This is a genomic window from Chitinophaga ginsengisoli (assembly GCF_003014595.1).
GTDB classification, from domain to species: domain Bacteria; phylum Bacteroidota; class Bacteroidia; order Chitinophagales; family Chitinophagaceae; genus Chitinophaga; species Chitinophaga ginsengisoli.
Window position 1 is genome coordinate 60,307 of record NZ_PYGK01000017.1, and the last position, 16,130, is coordinate 76,436.

Annotated in this window: 14 protein-coding genes and 1 tRNA gene; 10 read left to right on the plus strand and 5 right to left on the minus strand. The window is 46.3% G+C overall.

The window, feature by feature from the left end; all coding sequences use genetic code 11:
- Positions 1-113: 113 nt before the first annotated feature.
- Both CLV42_RS28180 and CLV42_RS28185 read left to right on the plus strand, forming a co-directional pair.
- Positions 114-2,495: an ABC transporter permease gene (locus CLV42_RS28180; protein WP_245901754.1), complete on the plus strand. Its 2,382-nt coding sequence runs from the start codon at positions 114-116 to the stop codon at positions 2,493-2,495.
- Between the two features lie 97 nt (positions 2,496-2,592).
- Positions 2,593-3,447, plus strand: a complete 855-nt coding sequence (locus CLV42_RS28185; protein ID WP_106605290.1) for an NAD(P)-dependent oxidoreductase — start codon at positions 2,593-2,595, stop codon at positions 3,445-3,447.
- Positions 3,448-3,472: 25 nt separating this feature from the next.
- On the opposite strand, the gene CLV42_RS28190 is transcribed toward CLV42_RS28185, so the two are convergent.
- Together CLV42_RS28190 and CLV42_RS28195 are read right to left on the minus strand one after the other, a co-directional pair.
- A complete protein-coding gene (locus CLV42_RS28190; protein ID WP_106605291.1) occupies positions 3,473-4,363 on the minus strand; it encodes a hypothetical protein in 891 nt (296 codons plus the stop codon).
- A 267-nt stretch (positions 4,364-4,630) separates the two neighbouring features.
- Positions 4,631-4,704, minus strand: a tRNA-His gene (locus CLV42_RS28195).
- 95 nt (positions 4,705-4,799) lie between these two features.
- On the opposite strand from CLV42_RS28195, the gene CLV42_RS28200 reads away from it, so the two are divergent.
- Together CLV42_RS28200 and CLV42_RS28205 are read left to right on the plus strand one after the other, a co-directional pair.
- A complete protein-coding gene (locus tag CLV42_RS28200; RefSeq protein ID WP_106605292.1) occupies positions 4,800-5,360 on the plus strand; it encodes a DUF445 domain-containing protein in 561 nt (186 codons plus the stop codon).
- Positions 5,361-5,449: 89 nt separating this feature from the next.
- Positions 5,450-7,930 carry an outer membrane beta-barrel protein gene (locus CLV42_RS28205; RefSeq protein ID WP_106605293.1) on the plus strand — a complete coding sequence of 827 codons (2,481 nt, stop codon included), beginning with the start codon at positions 5,450-5,452 and terminating at the stop codon, positions 7,928-7,930.
- On the opposite strand, the gene CLV42_RS28210 is transcribed toward CLV42_RS28205, so the two are convergent.
- Positions 7,925-8,581, minus strand: a complete 657-nt coding sequence (locus CLV42_RS28210) for a protein-L-isoaspartate(D-aspartate) O-methyltransferase (RefSeq protein WP_106605294.1) — start codon at positions 8,579-8,581, stop codon at positions 7,925-7,927. The genes CLV42_RS28205 and CLV42_RS28210 overlap by 6 nt on opposite strands.
- A gap of 199 nt (positions 8,582-8,780) precedes the next feature.
- Here CLV42_RS28210 and CLV42_RS28215 point away from each other — a divergent pair, with 199 nt between their 5' ends.
- Together CLV42_RS28215 and CLV42_RS28220 are read left to right on the plus strand one after the other, a co-directional pair.
- Entirely contained in the window at positions 8,781-10,505 is a 1,725-nt protein-coding gene (locus CLV42_RS28215) for a phospho-sugar mutase (RefSeq protein ID WP_106605295.1), read from the plus strand.
- 68 nt (positions 10,506-10,573) lie between these two features.
- Complete coding sequence (locus tag CLV42_RS28220) at positions 10,574-11,560, plus strand: DUF2279 domain-containing protein (protein WP_106605296.1); 987 nt, start codon at positions 10,574-10,576, stop codon at positions 11,558-11,560.
- A 3-nt stretch (positions 11,561-11,563) separates the two neighbouring features.
- Here the strand turns inward: CLV42_RS28220 and CLV42_RS28225 are convergent, their stop codons facing one another.
- Entirely contained in the window at positions 11,564-12,061 is a 498-nt protein-coding gene (locus CLV42_RS28225; RefSeq protein WP_106605297.1) for a phosphoribosyltransferase family protein, read from the minus strand.
- 118 nt (positions 12,062-12,179) lie between these two features.
- Here CLV42_RS28225 and CLV42_RS28230 point away from each other — a divergent pair, with 118 nt between their 5' ends.
- The 4 genes from CLV42_RS28230 (at position 12,180) to CLV42_RS28245 (ending at position 15,325) form a co-directional block, all read left to right on the plus strand.
- The gene (locus tag CLV42_RS28230) at positions 12,180-13,499 is read left to right on the plus strand and encodes a (Fe-S)-binding protein (RefSeq protein ID WP_106605298.1); all 1,320 of its coding nucleotides are present in this window, start codon (positions 12,180-12,182) and stop codon (positions 13,497-13,499) included.
- A 25-nt stretch (positions 13,500-13,524) separates the two neighbouring features.
- Positions 13,525-14,310: a (Fe-S)-binding protein gene (locus CLV42_RS28235; protein WP_106605299.1), complete on the plus strand. Its 786-nt coding sequence runs from the start codon at positions 13,525-13,527 to the stop codon at positions 14,308-14,310.
- Positions 14,307-14,729, plus strand: a complete 423-nt coding sequence (locus CLV42_RS28240) for a 4-fold beta flower protein (RefSeq protein WP_146154509.1) — start codon at positions 14,307-14,309, stop codon at positions 14,727-14,729. The genes CLV42_RS28235 and CLV42_RS28240 overlap by 4 nt, the downstream gene beginning before the upstream one ends.
- Before the next feature lie 89 nt (positions 14,730-14,818).
- Entirely contained in the window at positions 14,819-15,325 is a 507-nt protein-coding gene (locus CLV42_RS28245; RefSeq protein ID WP_106605301.1) for a hypothetical protein, read from the plus strand.
- A gap of 87 nt (positions 15,326-15,412) precedes the next feature.
- Here CLV42_RS28245 and CLV42_RS28250 read toward each other — a convergent pair whose 3' ends face one another.
- On the minus strand, positions 15,413-16,075 hold the full coding sequence (locus CLV42_RS28250; RefSeq protein WP_106605302.1) for a hypothetical protein: 663 nt from the start codon (positions 16,073-16,075) through the stop codon (positions 15,413-15,415).
- Positions 16,076-16,130 lie beyond the last annotated feature (55 nt).

Genomic DNA, 16,130 nt, shown 5'->3' on the forward strand with positions numbered 1-16,130 from the left:
AGCGAATATCCGTGAATGGCAATCTTTTTGTACCTTATTTCCCCAACCACTAAGCTTATCGCTATAATGCACTGTTTATGCTGAAAAATTATCTCAAAATTGCCTGGCGCAATATGTTAAGGAAAAAAGCCTATTCCGCGATCAATATCACCGGTCTCGCAATAGGCATTACCTGCTGTGTACTAATTACGCTGTATGTGCAGGATGAGTTATCATATGACAGATATAACACCAATTTCGATAAAATATACCGGGTACTACATGCCTACCGCAATCCGAAGGAGGTTGACAGGAATTCGTCTCCTGTCCCGGAAGATTACCAGGTATGGGGGAATGCGCCCGTAGCACCTGCACTGGCTGCAGATTTTCCGGAGATAAAGAAAATGGTACGGTTCACAAGCCCTAATACCTTCCTGTTGGAACATGGTGAACGGCGATTCCAGGAAGACGGGCTCGTGTTCACCGATTCAACAGTGTTTGATATCTTCAGCTGGAAGATGTTGGTGGGCAATCCTAAAGTGGCACTCGTAGCGCCTAACAGCGTAGTATTAACGAAGAGTATTGCACAGAAATATTTCGGCGATCAGAACCCGCTTGGACAGACACTGCGCGTGGATAATCAGGAGACATTCACTGTTACAGGAGTGATAGAGGACGTTCCGGCTAATTCTCACATGAGTTTCAACGGGCTCATCTCCATGAGCACATTTAGAAAGTGGAGACCGGAGATCTTTGACGAATGGGGCTATATTGATTTCTATACTTACTTCCTCATTCCTGAGCATGTAAATATTAAAACACTGGAAGCGAAGATCCCGGCATTTGCATCACGTCATTATCCCAAGAGTGACCGCAGTATTTATACCATAGCATTTGAACCATTATCAGCAGCCTACCTTCATTCTAAGGCCCAGCGGCAGCCGGGACCTACCGGAAGCCTGTCGAATGTATATATCTTTTCGATCATCGCCATATTCGTACTACTGATCGCCTGTATTAATTTCGTGAACCTGTCTACAGCACGTTCTATGGAAAGAGCCAGGGAAGTAGGGGTAAGAAAGGCTGTGGGCGCATATCAGCAAGGGCTGATATACCAGTTTCTGACAGAGTCCATCCTTATATCATTTTCAGCCGTATTACTGGCCATTATATTCACCATATTAGCCTTACCAGTTATCAGGGAAATATCCGGCAAGCCCCTCACCTATTCACGGCTCTTCTCCTGGAATATTACACCTGCACTCGTGCTGATGCCTTTTATACTGGGCTTGCTGGCAGGCAGCTATCCGGCCTGGGTACTGGCACGGTTCAGACCTGTGGAGGTATTGAAAGGGCAGTTCCGCTCTTCAAATAAGGGTATCGCACTGCGGAAGGCACTGGTAATAGTACAGTTCACCTTATCCATAGCGCTTATTGCAGGCACCATGATCGTATATTCCCAGCTCAGACACCTGCGTTCACATTCTCTTGGTTTCCGTCAGGATCAGATGCTGGTAATCGACTATGGCGGCGATCAGAAGGTGAACGAGTCTGTTGAAGCTGTTAAAACAATGCTGGCGAAAAATCCCGCGGTACAATCTATTACCGCATCCAGGGCAGTACCTGGCGACTTCTATCCTAATGGCACCACCTTTATAGAATCCCGGAACGGGGAAATGAAAAGCGAAACTCCAGGCATGTATGAAATAGACGCTGATTTCATCCCCGCCTACGAAATGAAGATGGCTGCAGGCAGAGCTTATTCGCGCGATTTCCCCACAGATGCAAAAGAAGCGCTCATCATCAACGAAGCCGCCGCCAAACAGTTTGGTTATTCGAACCCTGAAGAGATAGTAGGAAAACGTTTTGAGCAATGGGGACGTAAAGGTACTGTGATTGGCGTGGTCAAGGATTTCAATTATCAGTCATTGCATAAAAAAGTGGAACCATTAGCGATCAGGATGGCTCCTCAGCAATCACTCAACAAGTTGTCTCTCCGTATCAAAACAGATCATCTGCAACAGACAATAAAAGAACTCGGACAGACCTGGAGCGCCATTGCACCACACCGTCCGTTCCTGTATAGTTTCCTGGACCAGTCTTTTAATCAGCAATACAAGCAGGATGCACGCTTTGGAGAGCTGTTTGCAGCCTTCGCAGGACTGACCATCTTTATTGCCTGTCTTGGTCTCTTCGGACTCGCCACTTATGCTACTGAACAACGTGTAAAGGAAATAGGCGTACGAAAAGTACTGGGCGCTTCAGTGACCAACATTGTGAGATTACTCTCTTCGGATTTTATCAAACTTGTACTGGTCGCCATCCTGATTGCGACGCCGGTAATATGGTGGGCGATGCAGGTATGGCTTGAGGGATATGCATACAGGATTACCATCCAGTGGTGGATGATAGCACTGGCGGGAACATTGGCGCTAGCAACTGCATTAATGACGGTGAGCTTGCTGGCAGTGAAAGCTGCACTGATGAATCCAGTAAAAGCACTAAGATCAGAATGAGGCGCTTGCAGGCGGCGTTAAAATGACAACTATTCCCTTTAATTTGCACTTTTCGAAACAACAGAGTGTTAGTATTTTTATAGAAATAATGTAAACAATGGTAGCATTCTTAGGTACAGGATTGTTAGGAGCTAACTTTGTAAAAGCACTCCTCAAAAAGGGAAACCAGGTACAGGTATGGAACCGTACCGCCGCAAAAGCCTCCGCACTGGAAGCTGACGGCGCCAGGGCATTTGCAGATGTTGCAGCAGCCGTAAAAGGAGCTGACATTATTCATCTCACGTTAAAAGATGATGCCGCTGTAAACGAAGTATTAGCAGCCGCCCGCAAAGGATTAAAGCCAGGTGCCATCATCGTTGATCATACTACTACCTCTGCTGCAGGTGCCATACAACGCACCCGCGAGTGGAAGGAACAGGGATTTACCTATTTACATGCCCCCGTTTTTATGGGGCCGATAAATGCGCTTGAAAGCACGGGTTATATGTTGGTCTCCGGCGACCAGGCTGTTGTCAGCCAACTGGAACCGGTCTTATCTCAAATGACAGGCAAGGTGCTTAATTTCGGCGCTGAAGAAGGCAAAGCCGCTGGTATGAAACTGATCGGCAATCTCTTCCTGGTCACCTTCACCGCAGGCATCGCAGATACACTTTCACTGGCGAAAGCATTACATATACCATTGGACGATCTCAATACCTTGTTTGACTCCTGGAACCCTGGCGCAATGCTGGCAGCCCGGCTACAGCGCGTCGCTGGAGGAAAATATGATCAGCCATCATGGGAGTTAAATATGGCCAGAAAAGATACACAACTGTTCATGGACGCTGCTGCTCAGGGAGGAACTACATTTGCCGTTATTCCTGCCATCGCATCAGAAATGGACAAGTGGATTGCAAAGGGCCATGGCAATGATGACTGGACAGTGATAGGGAAGGATGCTGCGACGAAGTGATATTCAGTCAGGGACTAATAACGGCTTATATGTGCCATTTCCTTACATTTCCATCAACCTTTTTGGAATGACCGAATATTCTTCTGTTGATTGCTTTTCGGAACTTTCTTGAATATTTTGCTGCCACTCTTCGTATCTTTTTGTTCAAACCGGGTTTGGCAGGGATATTTTCCAGTCCTTCATTCAACAGCTTTTCATGACTGTAGAATGCGCCTTTTTTTACTATCCTGCTCAATTGATTTCCACACATGTAACCATTTACACGCCTTTCAAATAAGTCGCCTCCGTAGATAGGATACCTTTCCGTATAATAATGGTAATGGTTATAAATTTTGTCGCGCAGACGGCGTGTTTCTACCAGGAAACACTGATCAGAAAAGCCATTGGTATAGATGTAGGATTCATCTTCCCCGATGGCATGGTGATTACATTCAGGTTCGGTATCGGCGCCACGGGCGCTGGCAACAAAGATCTGTTTGTCGGCCTCCATTCTCTCAATAGATTCACTGATCCAGGGAACAGAGTGCGTTTCAATAAGGCAATCGCCCGTAAAATAAAGCAGGTATTTACCTTTCGCATTATAAACCGCTGTCAGCGGACCTATACTGTAATAATATCCATCATAAAAGTCGAGGCGGAAACTACTACGTTTGATGGAGAACTCAGAGAGGATCTTATCGCTATAGTCTTCACTGAAAAAATAAACATCAATGATGCCTTTCTTTACCGCTTCTTCTGCATATCGTTCTACAAGCGAACGGTCTTTCACATTATTTATGATCAATCCTTTCTCGAAAAAATGATAGTTACATTGCCGGATAATTCTTTCAAGGCGATTTTCTTTTAAGATACGCTCCCAGTCACCTTCATAACAAACTGTAAAAAAAGATACCGTTGCATTTTCGTAGGATATCATTCTCATAATAATTTACACAATATTGCCCCTGTGATGAGCGTTCTGGCATATGGTTGCTTTTTGCTGCTAACGTTACATTACTATACACACAGCCTCGTACACAATTTCAGAGGTGAAACATCTGCATTCAATGACTACAAAGTTAAACAATATAGTCAGATAAAAAAGCCCGGAAGAGTAGGCTACTTTCTTCTCTGCCTGCCATAAATAGTACAAGGTATTAACAACAAAAAAGGCGATTCTTTCGAACCGCCTTCCTGCTTTTTGGGTGATCGAAGGGTTTCGAACCCTCGACCCTCAGAACCACAATCTGATGCTCTAACCAACTGAGCTACGACCACCGTTTGTTTTGATTGGGATGCAAAGATAACAAAATGCGTTTTTAATTTCCAAATTTTTTCTCATTTCTTTGCTTACTTTTTTCAATCATCACTTTATGTCATTATATATCATTCCCTTTTTAGGTGCATTCATAGGCTGGCTAACCAACAAAATAACTATCCTTTTCGCGCTCCGCGCCTTTTCCCGGCGTCAGCAACAACTGGCAGATCAAACAGGTGAATTTGTCGCTACACAACTTTTCTCTTTCGATGATGTCCGTCAGCAACTCGCGGACCCGGATAAAATTAAAAGTATGATCCCGGTGGTAGAGGCACATATGGATACTTTTCTCAGAGAAAAACTACCGGAAGCCATGCCGGTTTTCAAAATGTTTATCGGCGATAGTACTATCCAGCAGGTGAAAAAAGTACTGGTCACAGAACTGGATAATATGTTCCCGGAGATTATCGATCAATACCTGCAGCGCGCACAGAAAGAACTGGATGTCCGGGCTATTGTCAGCAAAAAAATAAGCGGCCTTTCTGCTGATCAACTAAAAAAACTGCTCACTGTTTCACTACGCCACGAATTGCGCTTAGCCGAAACAGGAGGAGCTGTTGTCGGTTTTCTCGTAGGACTGCTGCAACTCTGGATTGCCCTACACCACAGCAACTGACCATTCATCACAAATAGCGATACTTTACATATGAGATAGATATTTTTGTCCTGGTCTCAACAATTAGGTCTCATTAACATCCTTCATGCATGCTTAAACGTCTACTCCTGGCAGCGTTTATGTGCTATGGCGCTATTGCTATGGCTCAAACCGGTAATAATTCTGCAAAATTCGTTGGTAAAGCGCTGGACGCCGTTACCGGCAAACCGGTGGAATATGCCTCGGTAGTGTTGCTTCACCAGCAGGATTCTTCCGTAATGACAGGTATGTACACCCAACCGAACGGCGATTTCTCCTTCAACGCGATACCAGCAGGCACTTATGTGCTCCGCATTACCTTCATGGGATATGATAAGCTTGTAAAAGCGGTGAAGATCATCCCCGGTAAACCGGTGCAGTTTGCAGGCACACTCCGGCTGCAGCCCACTGGTAAGACGCTGGCTACGGTGGAGATCAAATCAGAGAAACCCGCCTTTTCCATGCAGATAGACCGCCAGGTCTTTGACGCCGGTAGTATTGTTACCGCAGAAGGTGGTTCGGGTACAGATGTAATGAAAAACATCCCCAGCGTAGATGTTGATATCGACGATAATATCACCCTCCGTGGTAAAAGTGTGACCATCTATGTAGACGGTAAGCCCTCCCCTTTCGGAGACGCTAAAACCGCTCTCCAGATGATCCCTGCATCAACGATTGACCGTGTAGAGGTGATCAACAACCCTTCCGCTAAGTTCGAAGCCCAGGGTGGCGGTGGTATCATTAACATCGTGCTGAAAAAAGATAAAGCGATCGGGTATAACGTGATGGTAAGCGGCGGGGTAGCTACCCGCGGACAGCTCAATGGTAATATCAATGCCAACCTCCGCATCCGGAAATTCAATTTCTTCACCAATTACAACGGCTGGTACGGCAGCCAGACAGGCTATGGTTACAGCAATCGTCAGAACCTGGTACCCGATACTGCCGGTACGGCCTTCTTTACGCAGGATAGCAGGAATAAAAACAGCAATACCGGTAATGGTGGCCGTATAGGACTGGACTACTACGTGAACGATTTTAATACCATCTCTATTTCTGAAGGATTGAATCTCAATACCGGCAATAGCACAGACGATATCATGCTGAACTACCTGGATGTACACAGATCAGGTCTCAGGAATGGAGAGCGCCACAATTCCAGCGATTATCGCAATCCGAACAATAATACCAGCCTGAACTTCCGTCATACCACCAACAAACAGAATGAGGAATGGACGGCTTATATCAGCTACAGCAACAACCGAGGCAGGAATAATAGTAACTACAGCACTCAGTATCAAAATGCGGATAGTACGCATGGAAATGCCCAGTTACAACGAAATTTGGGGATCTCTCAGAACAAGTTCTGGAATATCCAGACAGACTATACCACGCCGGTAGGCAGGAAAGGAAAGTTCGAAACAGGCGCTAAAGTGACCCTGCAGAATAATGACAATGACTATGATGCCCGCCTGTTCAATTTTACCACCCAACAATATGAGAAAAGCCTGGACCTATCCAACACCTACTATTATAAGCAGGATGTTTACAGCGGATATATGAACTTCTCCAGCGCCATTGGTAATCTCGGTTACCAGGTAGGCGCCAGGATAGAGCAGGCAGACCTGAAGGGCTTCTCCTATACCAAGGATACTTCGGTCAATAACCATTTCCTGAATGTATTCCCCAGCGTATTCCTGAAATATAACCTGCCACACAACGAGAACCAGAGCCTGATATTCAACTATTCCACCCGAATAGACAGGCCCGGATTTGACCAGCTGCTGCCTTATATCAACAACTCTGACCCGCAGAATATCCGCGCAGGGAACCCGGACCTGAAACCGTCCCTGACGCATAAATTTGAAACGAATTATTCCAGGTATTTCCCCAATTCAAAAGACTACCTGAATACTGGTGTATATTATTCCCAGGCTAACGACGATATAGACCGTATCAGCATCCTGGACACTACTACCGGCGTAACAACCACCCGGCCTATGAACCTGGCCACCGACAAGGACTGGGGGGCTAATTTCACCTATAACCTGCATATTATTAAGGGTTGGAACGTAACCACCAACCTTAACATGGAATACAGTAAACTGACGGGGCCGAGCATTAACAACGAGTATGTTACGTACGGAGTAACTGTCAATTCCAATGTACGCCTGCCAGCAAAGATCAACTTCCAGGTGAACGGCCATTACCGCTCACCAAGAGTGCAGCCACAGGGTACTTTTAAGGCTATGAACGGCATAGACCTGGGTATCCGTAAGGAAATGCTTAAAAATAATGCCCTGGCTATTGCCCTCAACATTTCGGATGTGCTGAATACGCAGGATTATAGCTCTCATTACGCAACGACAGCCTTTATCCAGGATTACACCCGTAAAAGGACCACCCGTTTCATCCGTCTGAACATACGCTACCGTTTTGGGAAAATGGATCCGGATATGTTCAGGAAGAAAAAGAAACAGGAGGTGCCTGAAGAAGAAATTGATGATAAGGAAAAAGATAAAGATAAAAAGCCCGTGGACAGCACTTTATGATTTCTTGCCGGCCAGCATCGGCACGAAAGAAAAGTTATCAAACATTTCCTGGTCATATTCGGTATCGCTGATCTTGGTAATGCGTAGCATCCGCTGCACGTCCTGACCGCCTACCGGGATGACCATTTTTCCACCCACTTTCATTTGCTGCAGCAGTTTCTCCGGGATCTGCGGAGCCGCCGCAGTCACCAGGACTTTATCAAAGGGCGCATAAGTGGGAAGTCCTTCATAACCATCGCCATAGAAAAAGCGGATAGTAGGGTACTTTGATTTAAAAGGGAACTGCTTTACCTGGTCAAACAGTCGTTTCTGACGTTCAATCGTAAACACATTGGCTTTCAGCTCTGCCAGCACACAAGCCTGGTAGGCGCTGCCCGTACCGATTTCCAGCACCTTTTCAAAGGGCTTGATCTCCAGCAACTGTGACTGATATGCCACAGTGTAGGGCTGTGAAATGGTCTGACCCTCCCCAATAGGGAATGCCCTGTCCTCGTAGGCAATGCCTTCAAAAGCTGTATCCAGGAAATAATGCCGTGGGATGTTGTTGATAGCCGTTAATACATTTTCATCAGTAATGCCTTTCTGCCGGATACTATCTACCAGTTGCCTGCGTAATCCTTTTTGTTTGTAAGAATCTTCGTACCGCCTCATACCCGCAAAATTAACCAATACCCCCAATTTTCAATTGGGTGTGGAATACTTCTATTTATCAACATTACTGGTTAGCTTGCTAAAAATAACTGGTTTGATAATTGCTGAGTTGTTCCCCCGGCTTTTCATTTTCTCCGGATTTTAGCTTTAATTTACACACTTGTTTCTTCTAAATAAGAAAACAAACCGTAATCGTTCTATGGATAATATCATTGAAAGTAAGGTATCACAGTGGCTCAATGGCCAATTCGACGCGGATACAGTGGCCGCAGTCAGAAAATTGCAACAGGATAACCCCGACGAACTCGCCGATGCTTTTTATCGCAGCCTGGAATTTGGAACAGGTGGACTGCGCGGCATTATGGGCGTGGGTACCAACCGTATGAATAAATACACAGTTGGTATGGCTACCCAGGGTTTTGCCAACTATCTGAAACAGGCCTTTACCGGCGAAATCAAACTGGCCATTGCACATGACAGCCGTAACAACAGCCGTTATTTTGCAGAAGTTGCTGCTAATGTACTGGCGGCCAATGGTATTAGGGTTTACCTCTTCGAAAGCCTCCGCCCTACTCCGGAACTGTCATTCACCATTCGTCACCTGGGTTGCCAGGGTGGTATCGTGCTGACAGCCTCCCACAATCCTAAAGAATATAACGGCTATAAAGCTTATTGGAACGACGGGGCCCAGCTGGTGCCTCCTCACGATAAAAACGTCATCCGTGAAGTAGAGAAGATCGCCTCCATTGACGAAGTAAAATGGTCTGGCGGAGAAGCCAATATTACTAGTATTGGTAAAGACATAGACGAAGCCTACCTGCAGGAACTGAAAAATCTCAGTATCCAGCCGGAAGTGATCAAAGAACAACATGACCTGAAAATCGTTTATACACCCATCCACGGTACAGGTATCACCCTGGTGCCTGAGATCCTGAAGCGTTATGGCTTTACCAATGTGCACGTGGTGGAAGAACAGGCTACTCCGGATGGTAATTTCCCAACCGTAGTATATCCTAACCCGGAGGAAGCCGAAGCCATGAGCATCGGTCTGAAGAAAGCCAAAGAACTGGATGCCGCCATCCTGCTGGGTACAGACCCTGACTCTGACCGTGTAGGTATTGCTGTTAAAGACATAAAAGGTGAATGGACACTCCTGAATGGTAACCAGACTGCCGTATTGCTCTTTAACTATATTATAGAAGGCCGCAAACGTAAAGGTCTTGCCGGAGATACCGACTATGTATGTAAAACAGTCGTTACTTCTGACCTGATCGATGTATTTGCCGCCAGCAATAACGTAAAATGCTACAATGTACTGACCGGCTTCAAATGGATCGCAGACCTGATCAGACGTAAGGAAGGTCAGGAGAAATTCATCTGCGGTGGTGAGGAGTCTTACGGTTACATGATCGGCGATAATGTACGTGATAAAGACGCTATTGCATCTGTTGCACTGATCTGTGAAATGGCGGCTTATGCACGCAGCCAGGGCAGATCACTGTACGAACAACTGATCGACATCTACGTAAAATACGGCTACTATAAAGAGAACCTGATCTCCATTACCAAGAAAGGAATGAAGGGTGCAGAGGAAATTGCTGAGATGATGCGTGGTTATCGTGATAATCCTCCGACCACTATCGATGGTTCTCCGGTTGTAACGCTGTACGACTATGAACTGCAGCAGGTGAAAAACCTGAAAACAGGTGAAGTAAAACCAATCGATCTGCCAAAGTCCAACGTACTGCAGTTTGTACTGGAAGATGGCAGCAAGATCTCCGCCCGTCCGTCAGGTACAGAGCCTAAGATCAAATTCTACTTCAGCGTAAATCAAAAGCTTGCTAAGGCAGCCGACTTCGATGCGGCCACTCAGGCGCTTGATCAACGTGTACAGAATATTATTAAGGATATGAAGCTGAAATAAACTTCATTATTCTATTACCTTTGTCCCGGTACTGATACATCCGTAAAGTACCGGGATTTTTTATACCTATGAATACCGCAGCTGTGCCATATTTTAGAGGAATACTACTTTTTATCCTGGTAGTATCGTCGTGCTGCCCTGTTCTGGCAAGGCAGCAAATTTCCGTTTCACCAATAGACACCATCATTGACGCCCATCCCTCTACCCACATCAACCGTTCTAATATCTGGATGATGGCAGGCATCACCACCGGTCTGTATGGTGGCGCACTGGCTGTTCTCAGTAATACCTGGTACAACCAGTACCCGAAATCCCGTTTCCATTCGTTTGACGATACGCCTGAATGGCTGCAGATGGATAAAGCGGGACACTTTTACAGTGCTTATATGGAAGGGAAGATCAGCAGGGAAATGTGGCGTTGCACCGGACTACCGGAAAAACAACAGGTCTGGATCGGCGGACTTAGCGGATTTGTGTATCAGTCTGTTATTGAGATACTGGACGCTTATTCAGCCGAATGGGGTTTCTCCTGGGCAGATATGGCCGCCAATGCCGGAGGATCGGCACTGATGATTTCCCAGGAACTGGTATGGCACGAGCAAAGAATACAGTTGAAGTTCTCCGCATACCCCAAAAGATACCAGGACCCTTACTTAAAAACGCGTACAGATCAGTTATTTGGAGATAATCTGGCGGAAAGGACATTGAAAGACTATAATGCCCAAACCTATTGGGCATCAGTAAATCTGCATGCCTTCATGCCCAAAAGCCGCCTGCCCACCTGGCTCAATATTGCTTTAGGTTATGGCGCCAACGGTATGCTGAAAGGAGATAATAATATATGGGAAGATACCAATGGTATTCAACACGATTATTCAGCCATTCCCCGTTACCGGCAGTTCTATCTGTCACCCGACATAGATTTCACCAGAATACCTACACGTAGAAAAGGGGTTAAAGTATTATTCCAGGTGCTGAATATGTTCAAATTCCCCGCTCCTACATTGGAACTGACCTCCAGAGGTGTACTCCGCGGACATCTGCTGCACTTCTGAGTTTTATACGAGATATGCTGACCGGATCTCATTTTCTTCCATATCCACCATCACCATATCCTGCATGGTGGTAGCCAGGGAATACCCTACAAAATCCACTGATAAAGGGAAGGACTTATGTTTACGGTCTACCAGTACGGCTGTCTGTATTTTCTTAGGCAGGAACTGCAGGAAAGGCTTCAGGGCATACAACATGGTCCGTCCTGAATTAGCCACGTCATCCACCAGTACAATCGTTCTTCCGTTGAAATCAATCTCTTCAGAAAGCTTTACACTTTCAGGTCGCTGCTTGTCCAGGTTCAGTTGTAAGAGCTTGATACGCAAGGGAGAGATCTCCTGCAGTATTCCTGCGATCTTCTCTGCCAGTATCATTCCCCTGTCCCAGATACCTGCCAGGATAAGTTCCTGTTCATCACTGTTATGTTCATAGATCTCGTAAGCAATACGTTTGATCTTCTTCTCTATCACATCCTGGGTCAGGATCACGTTCTTAGTTTCCATGTTGGTTGTTTAGCAGGGTAAAATTAGGAAAAAGAGTCCATAGTCAACAGGTCATAGTCTATGGCGGATGATCTATTTTTCCTTACATTGCTATAAATTAGGAAGTCAAATCTGACGTATGCTTATAATTCAGGAGCTATTATTTGTAATTGCCTTCGGCATTGCTGTATACCTGTTTTCCAGGAAGGCCAGGCAAATCAGGCGGAATATCCTGCTTGGCAGGGATGTACAGTTGAATGACGAACCTGCCGCACGCTGGCAGAATGTATTACTGCTTGCATTCGGACAGAAGAAAATGTTCCGCAATCCCCTTGTTGCTGTACTCCACTTCTTCGTATATGCGGGTTTTGTCATTATCAATATTGAGATCCTGGAGATCATCCTGGATGGTATACTGGGTAGGCACCGACTATTTGCCCCTGTATTGGGAGGATTGTATCCTGTATTGATCGGTTGTTTTGAGATACTGGCAGCATTAGTACTCATAGGCTGTGCTATCTTCCTCGTACGAAGGAACATTGTGAAAGTAAAACGTCTCAATCAGCATGAACTGGATGGCTGGCCGCGTTCTGACGCCAATTATATCCTGATTACGGAGATAGCACTGATGCTCCTGTTCCTCACGATGAACACGGCAGATCAGGCCCTGCAACAACATGGGCATGAACATTATATGGCTACCGGCGCCTTCTGGGTAACAGGTCCGTTTGTTTCTCTTTTCTCCGGATTACCTGATGGTACACTTGTGGCCATAGAGCGTACTTGCTGGTGGCTCCATATATTGGGTATTCTGGCATTCCTGAACTACCTCCCCTATTCCAAACACCTGCACATTATACTTGCTTTCCCGAACGCCTATTATGCCGATCTGCGGCCTAAAGGTAAAATGGAAAACATGCCCGCCGTACAAAAGGAAGTACAGCTGATGTTGCAGCCGGAACTGGCAGCGGATGCTCCTGCCGGCGATATTCCTAAATTCGGCGCCAAAGACGTACCCGACCTTACCTGGAAAAACTTATTGGATGCCTATAGCTGTACAGAGTGCGGTCGTTGTACTGCTGCCTGTCCGGCCAATATCACTGGTAAAAAATTGTCTCCCCGTAAGATCATGATGGATACCCGTGATCGTGCAGAAGCGATCGGCGCACAGATAGCTAAAACAGGCTCCTTTACAGAAGATGGCAAAACCCTGCTCCGCGATTATATTACAGAAGAAGAGCTCCGTGCCTGCACTTCCTGCAATGCCTGTGTACAGGAGTGCCCTGTAAGTATCAATCCCCTGCACATCATCCTGCAACTGCGTCGTCACCTGGTAATGGAAGAATCCAGTGCACCGCAGGAATGGAATATGATGTTCAGCAACATCGAAAACAACATGGCCCCCTGGAAAATGAGTCCGGACGACAGGGACAAATGGGCTGTAGAAATGAATGGATAATAGCGTTAAGTTAAACTGATATACAATGCAAATAAAAACGATGGCCGAATACGCCGCCAGCGGCGAAACACCTGAAATCCTTTTTTGGGTGGGATGTGCCGGCAGTTTTGATCAACGTGCACAGAAAATCACCAAAGCCTTTGCCACCATCCTCGATAAAGTAGGCGTTCGCTTCGCTATACTCGGTAAAGAAGAAAGCTGTACCGGCGATCCTGCCCGCAGGGCCGGCAATGAATTCATCTTCCAGATGATGGCGCAGAACAACATCGCCGTATTGAATGGGTATGAAGTAAAAAAGATCGTTACCGCCTGCCCTCACTGCTTTAATACACTTCGCAACGAATATCCCGAACTCGGCGGACACTATGAAGTGATCCACCACACGACTTACCTCCAACAGCTGATTGACGAAGGTAAGATCCGGATGAAAGAAGGCGGCACCTTCAAAGGCCGCAAGATCACTTACCATGACTCGTGCTACCTCGGCCGCGCCAATGACATCTATGAAGCGCCCCGCAAGGTGCTGGAAGCGCTGGATGCGGAGCTGGTGGAAATGAAACGCTGCCGTAGCAACGGCCTGTGTTGTGGTGCTGGTGGTGCACAGATGTTCAAGGAAGAAGAGAAAGGTACTACCCGTATCAATTTTGAACGTGGAAAAGAAGCGGTGGAAACCGGTGCGGCTGTCATTGCATCCAACTGCCCCTTCTGTATGACTATGCTGACAGACGGTGTGAAGGAACAGGGCAAAGAAGAAAGTGTACAGGTACTGGATATTGCAGAACTGGTAGCACAGCAGATAACGCAACAATGAGACGCCTACTCCCCTTTCTGATGCTCCTCTTTTGCTGCCGCCTTGCAGCGCAGGATGTGGCATTATTCAACAAAGACGGAAAGGCGATTGCTTATATTGACACTAAAGATAAAGACCAGACCATCTATCTGTACAGCGGTGAGCCGGTGGCTGTCATCTCAGAGACCGATGTGTATGGTTTTAACGGCAAACACCTGGGTTGGTTTGAAAAGGGCATTGTGCAGGATCATACTGGCAAGAGAATAGGTAATACCAAAAAGGCGGCGACAGGCTATACTCAGTATGAGCCATATAAAAGCTACAAACAGCAGAAGCCGTATATGGGATATAAAGGCTATCCTCCCTACAAGCCTTACCTTTCTAACACCTGGTCAGACGATTCCTTTGAGACATTTCTATTACAGGGAATTGACAAATGATATCCGCCGTCAGGCCCTGCCATCTAGTTCCTGACACCAAAATGACCGTCGTCAGTAGTCTGTACTCAATTTTTTGGTAATTTTGCATCATGAAACAGGAAATTCAACAATTATTACCGGCTGACTTTCACCCGTCTTCCCGCGTATGGATATATCAGAGTAATCGTCCTTTCAGTGAAAAGGAGAAACTGGAAATAAACGAGCAACTGCATCAATTTACTTCTCAATGGCAGGCTCATGGCGCCCCTGTAAAGGGATGGGGCCAGCTACTCTTTGATCAGGTGATCGTGCTGATCGCCGATGAGTCAAATGTGGCGGTGAGCGGTTGCAGTACCGACAGCTCCGTTCGTATTATCAAGAGCATCGAGCGCCAGTATAGTGTGAACCTTTTCGATCGCCTTTTACTGGGTTTCCTGGTGAAGGACAAGCTACAGCCACTGCCAATGCAACAGGTGCCATATGCGCTTGAAAAGGGGTTTATTGATGAGAATACGCTTTACCTGAACAATACTGTTCTCACCAAAGGAGAAATGGAGAAGAATTGGTTGTTGCCGTTGAAGGAGAGCTGGTTGGCGAAGAAGTTTTCGATAGCGTAAGCGTTCATGATATTATAAAAAATCCTGCATTACCAGATTGGCGGTGCAGGATTTTTTATTTAGTTACCAGAGGCTTATCAAAGCATCTCACGCAAGCTCGGGTGAAAGGGAGGACGAAGACGATAAAGGCCTGTCCGTCCAATATGCCATCCCCACAAGCAACCACATTACCTGGGCAGACCATGCCAGCGCAGTAACACTACCAGGCGCAGGACTGAACAAATTAGACACCTGCACCAGCAGCAACAACGCCATCAGGACCCAAAACACTCCCTTCCTGGGCCGGGCTGCTCTTAAATAGATCACAATCCCAGTTATAAACATAAACCCTTCTATCACATTCGTAAGCACCGGGTTTGCCCATACCTCCAGCCCCACTTTAGGAGAAGCCCATGGGAAAATAGGCAAGTCATGAAAATGCACTATTAAGTCCAGCACCCAGTGGCTCAATACCGCCAATCCCACAATCACGCTATCCCGCATATTCTTCTTAACAAGAAAGTAAATACCGCCAAAAGCCACGCTCCACACCATCGCCATCAGCAAACTATGACTGACAGGATAATCAGTAAATTCCAAAATGCGCTCGCCCCCCAGCTCGGGGTGTATCACCACATGTTCAACATTAAAAAGTAAAAGTGTAGGCCACAGCAGGTCCAGGAACTGAACTGCTATAAATAAAGTACCGAGAGAAACAGAAGGCGCCATTTTCTTAGCGGCCAACCCCAATCCAAAATGTCCGATAAACATATACAAGTGTTTTACGGATGTAAAGATGGCCCGTAAAACAGCTCGCCGACTTGAC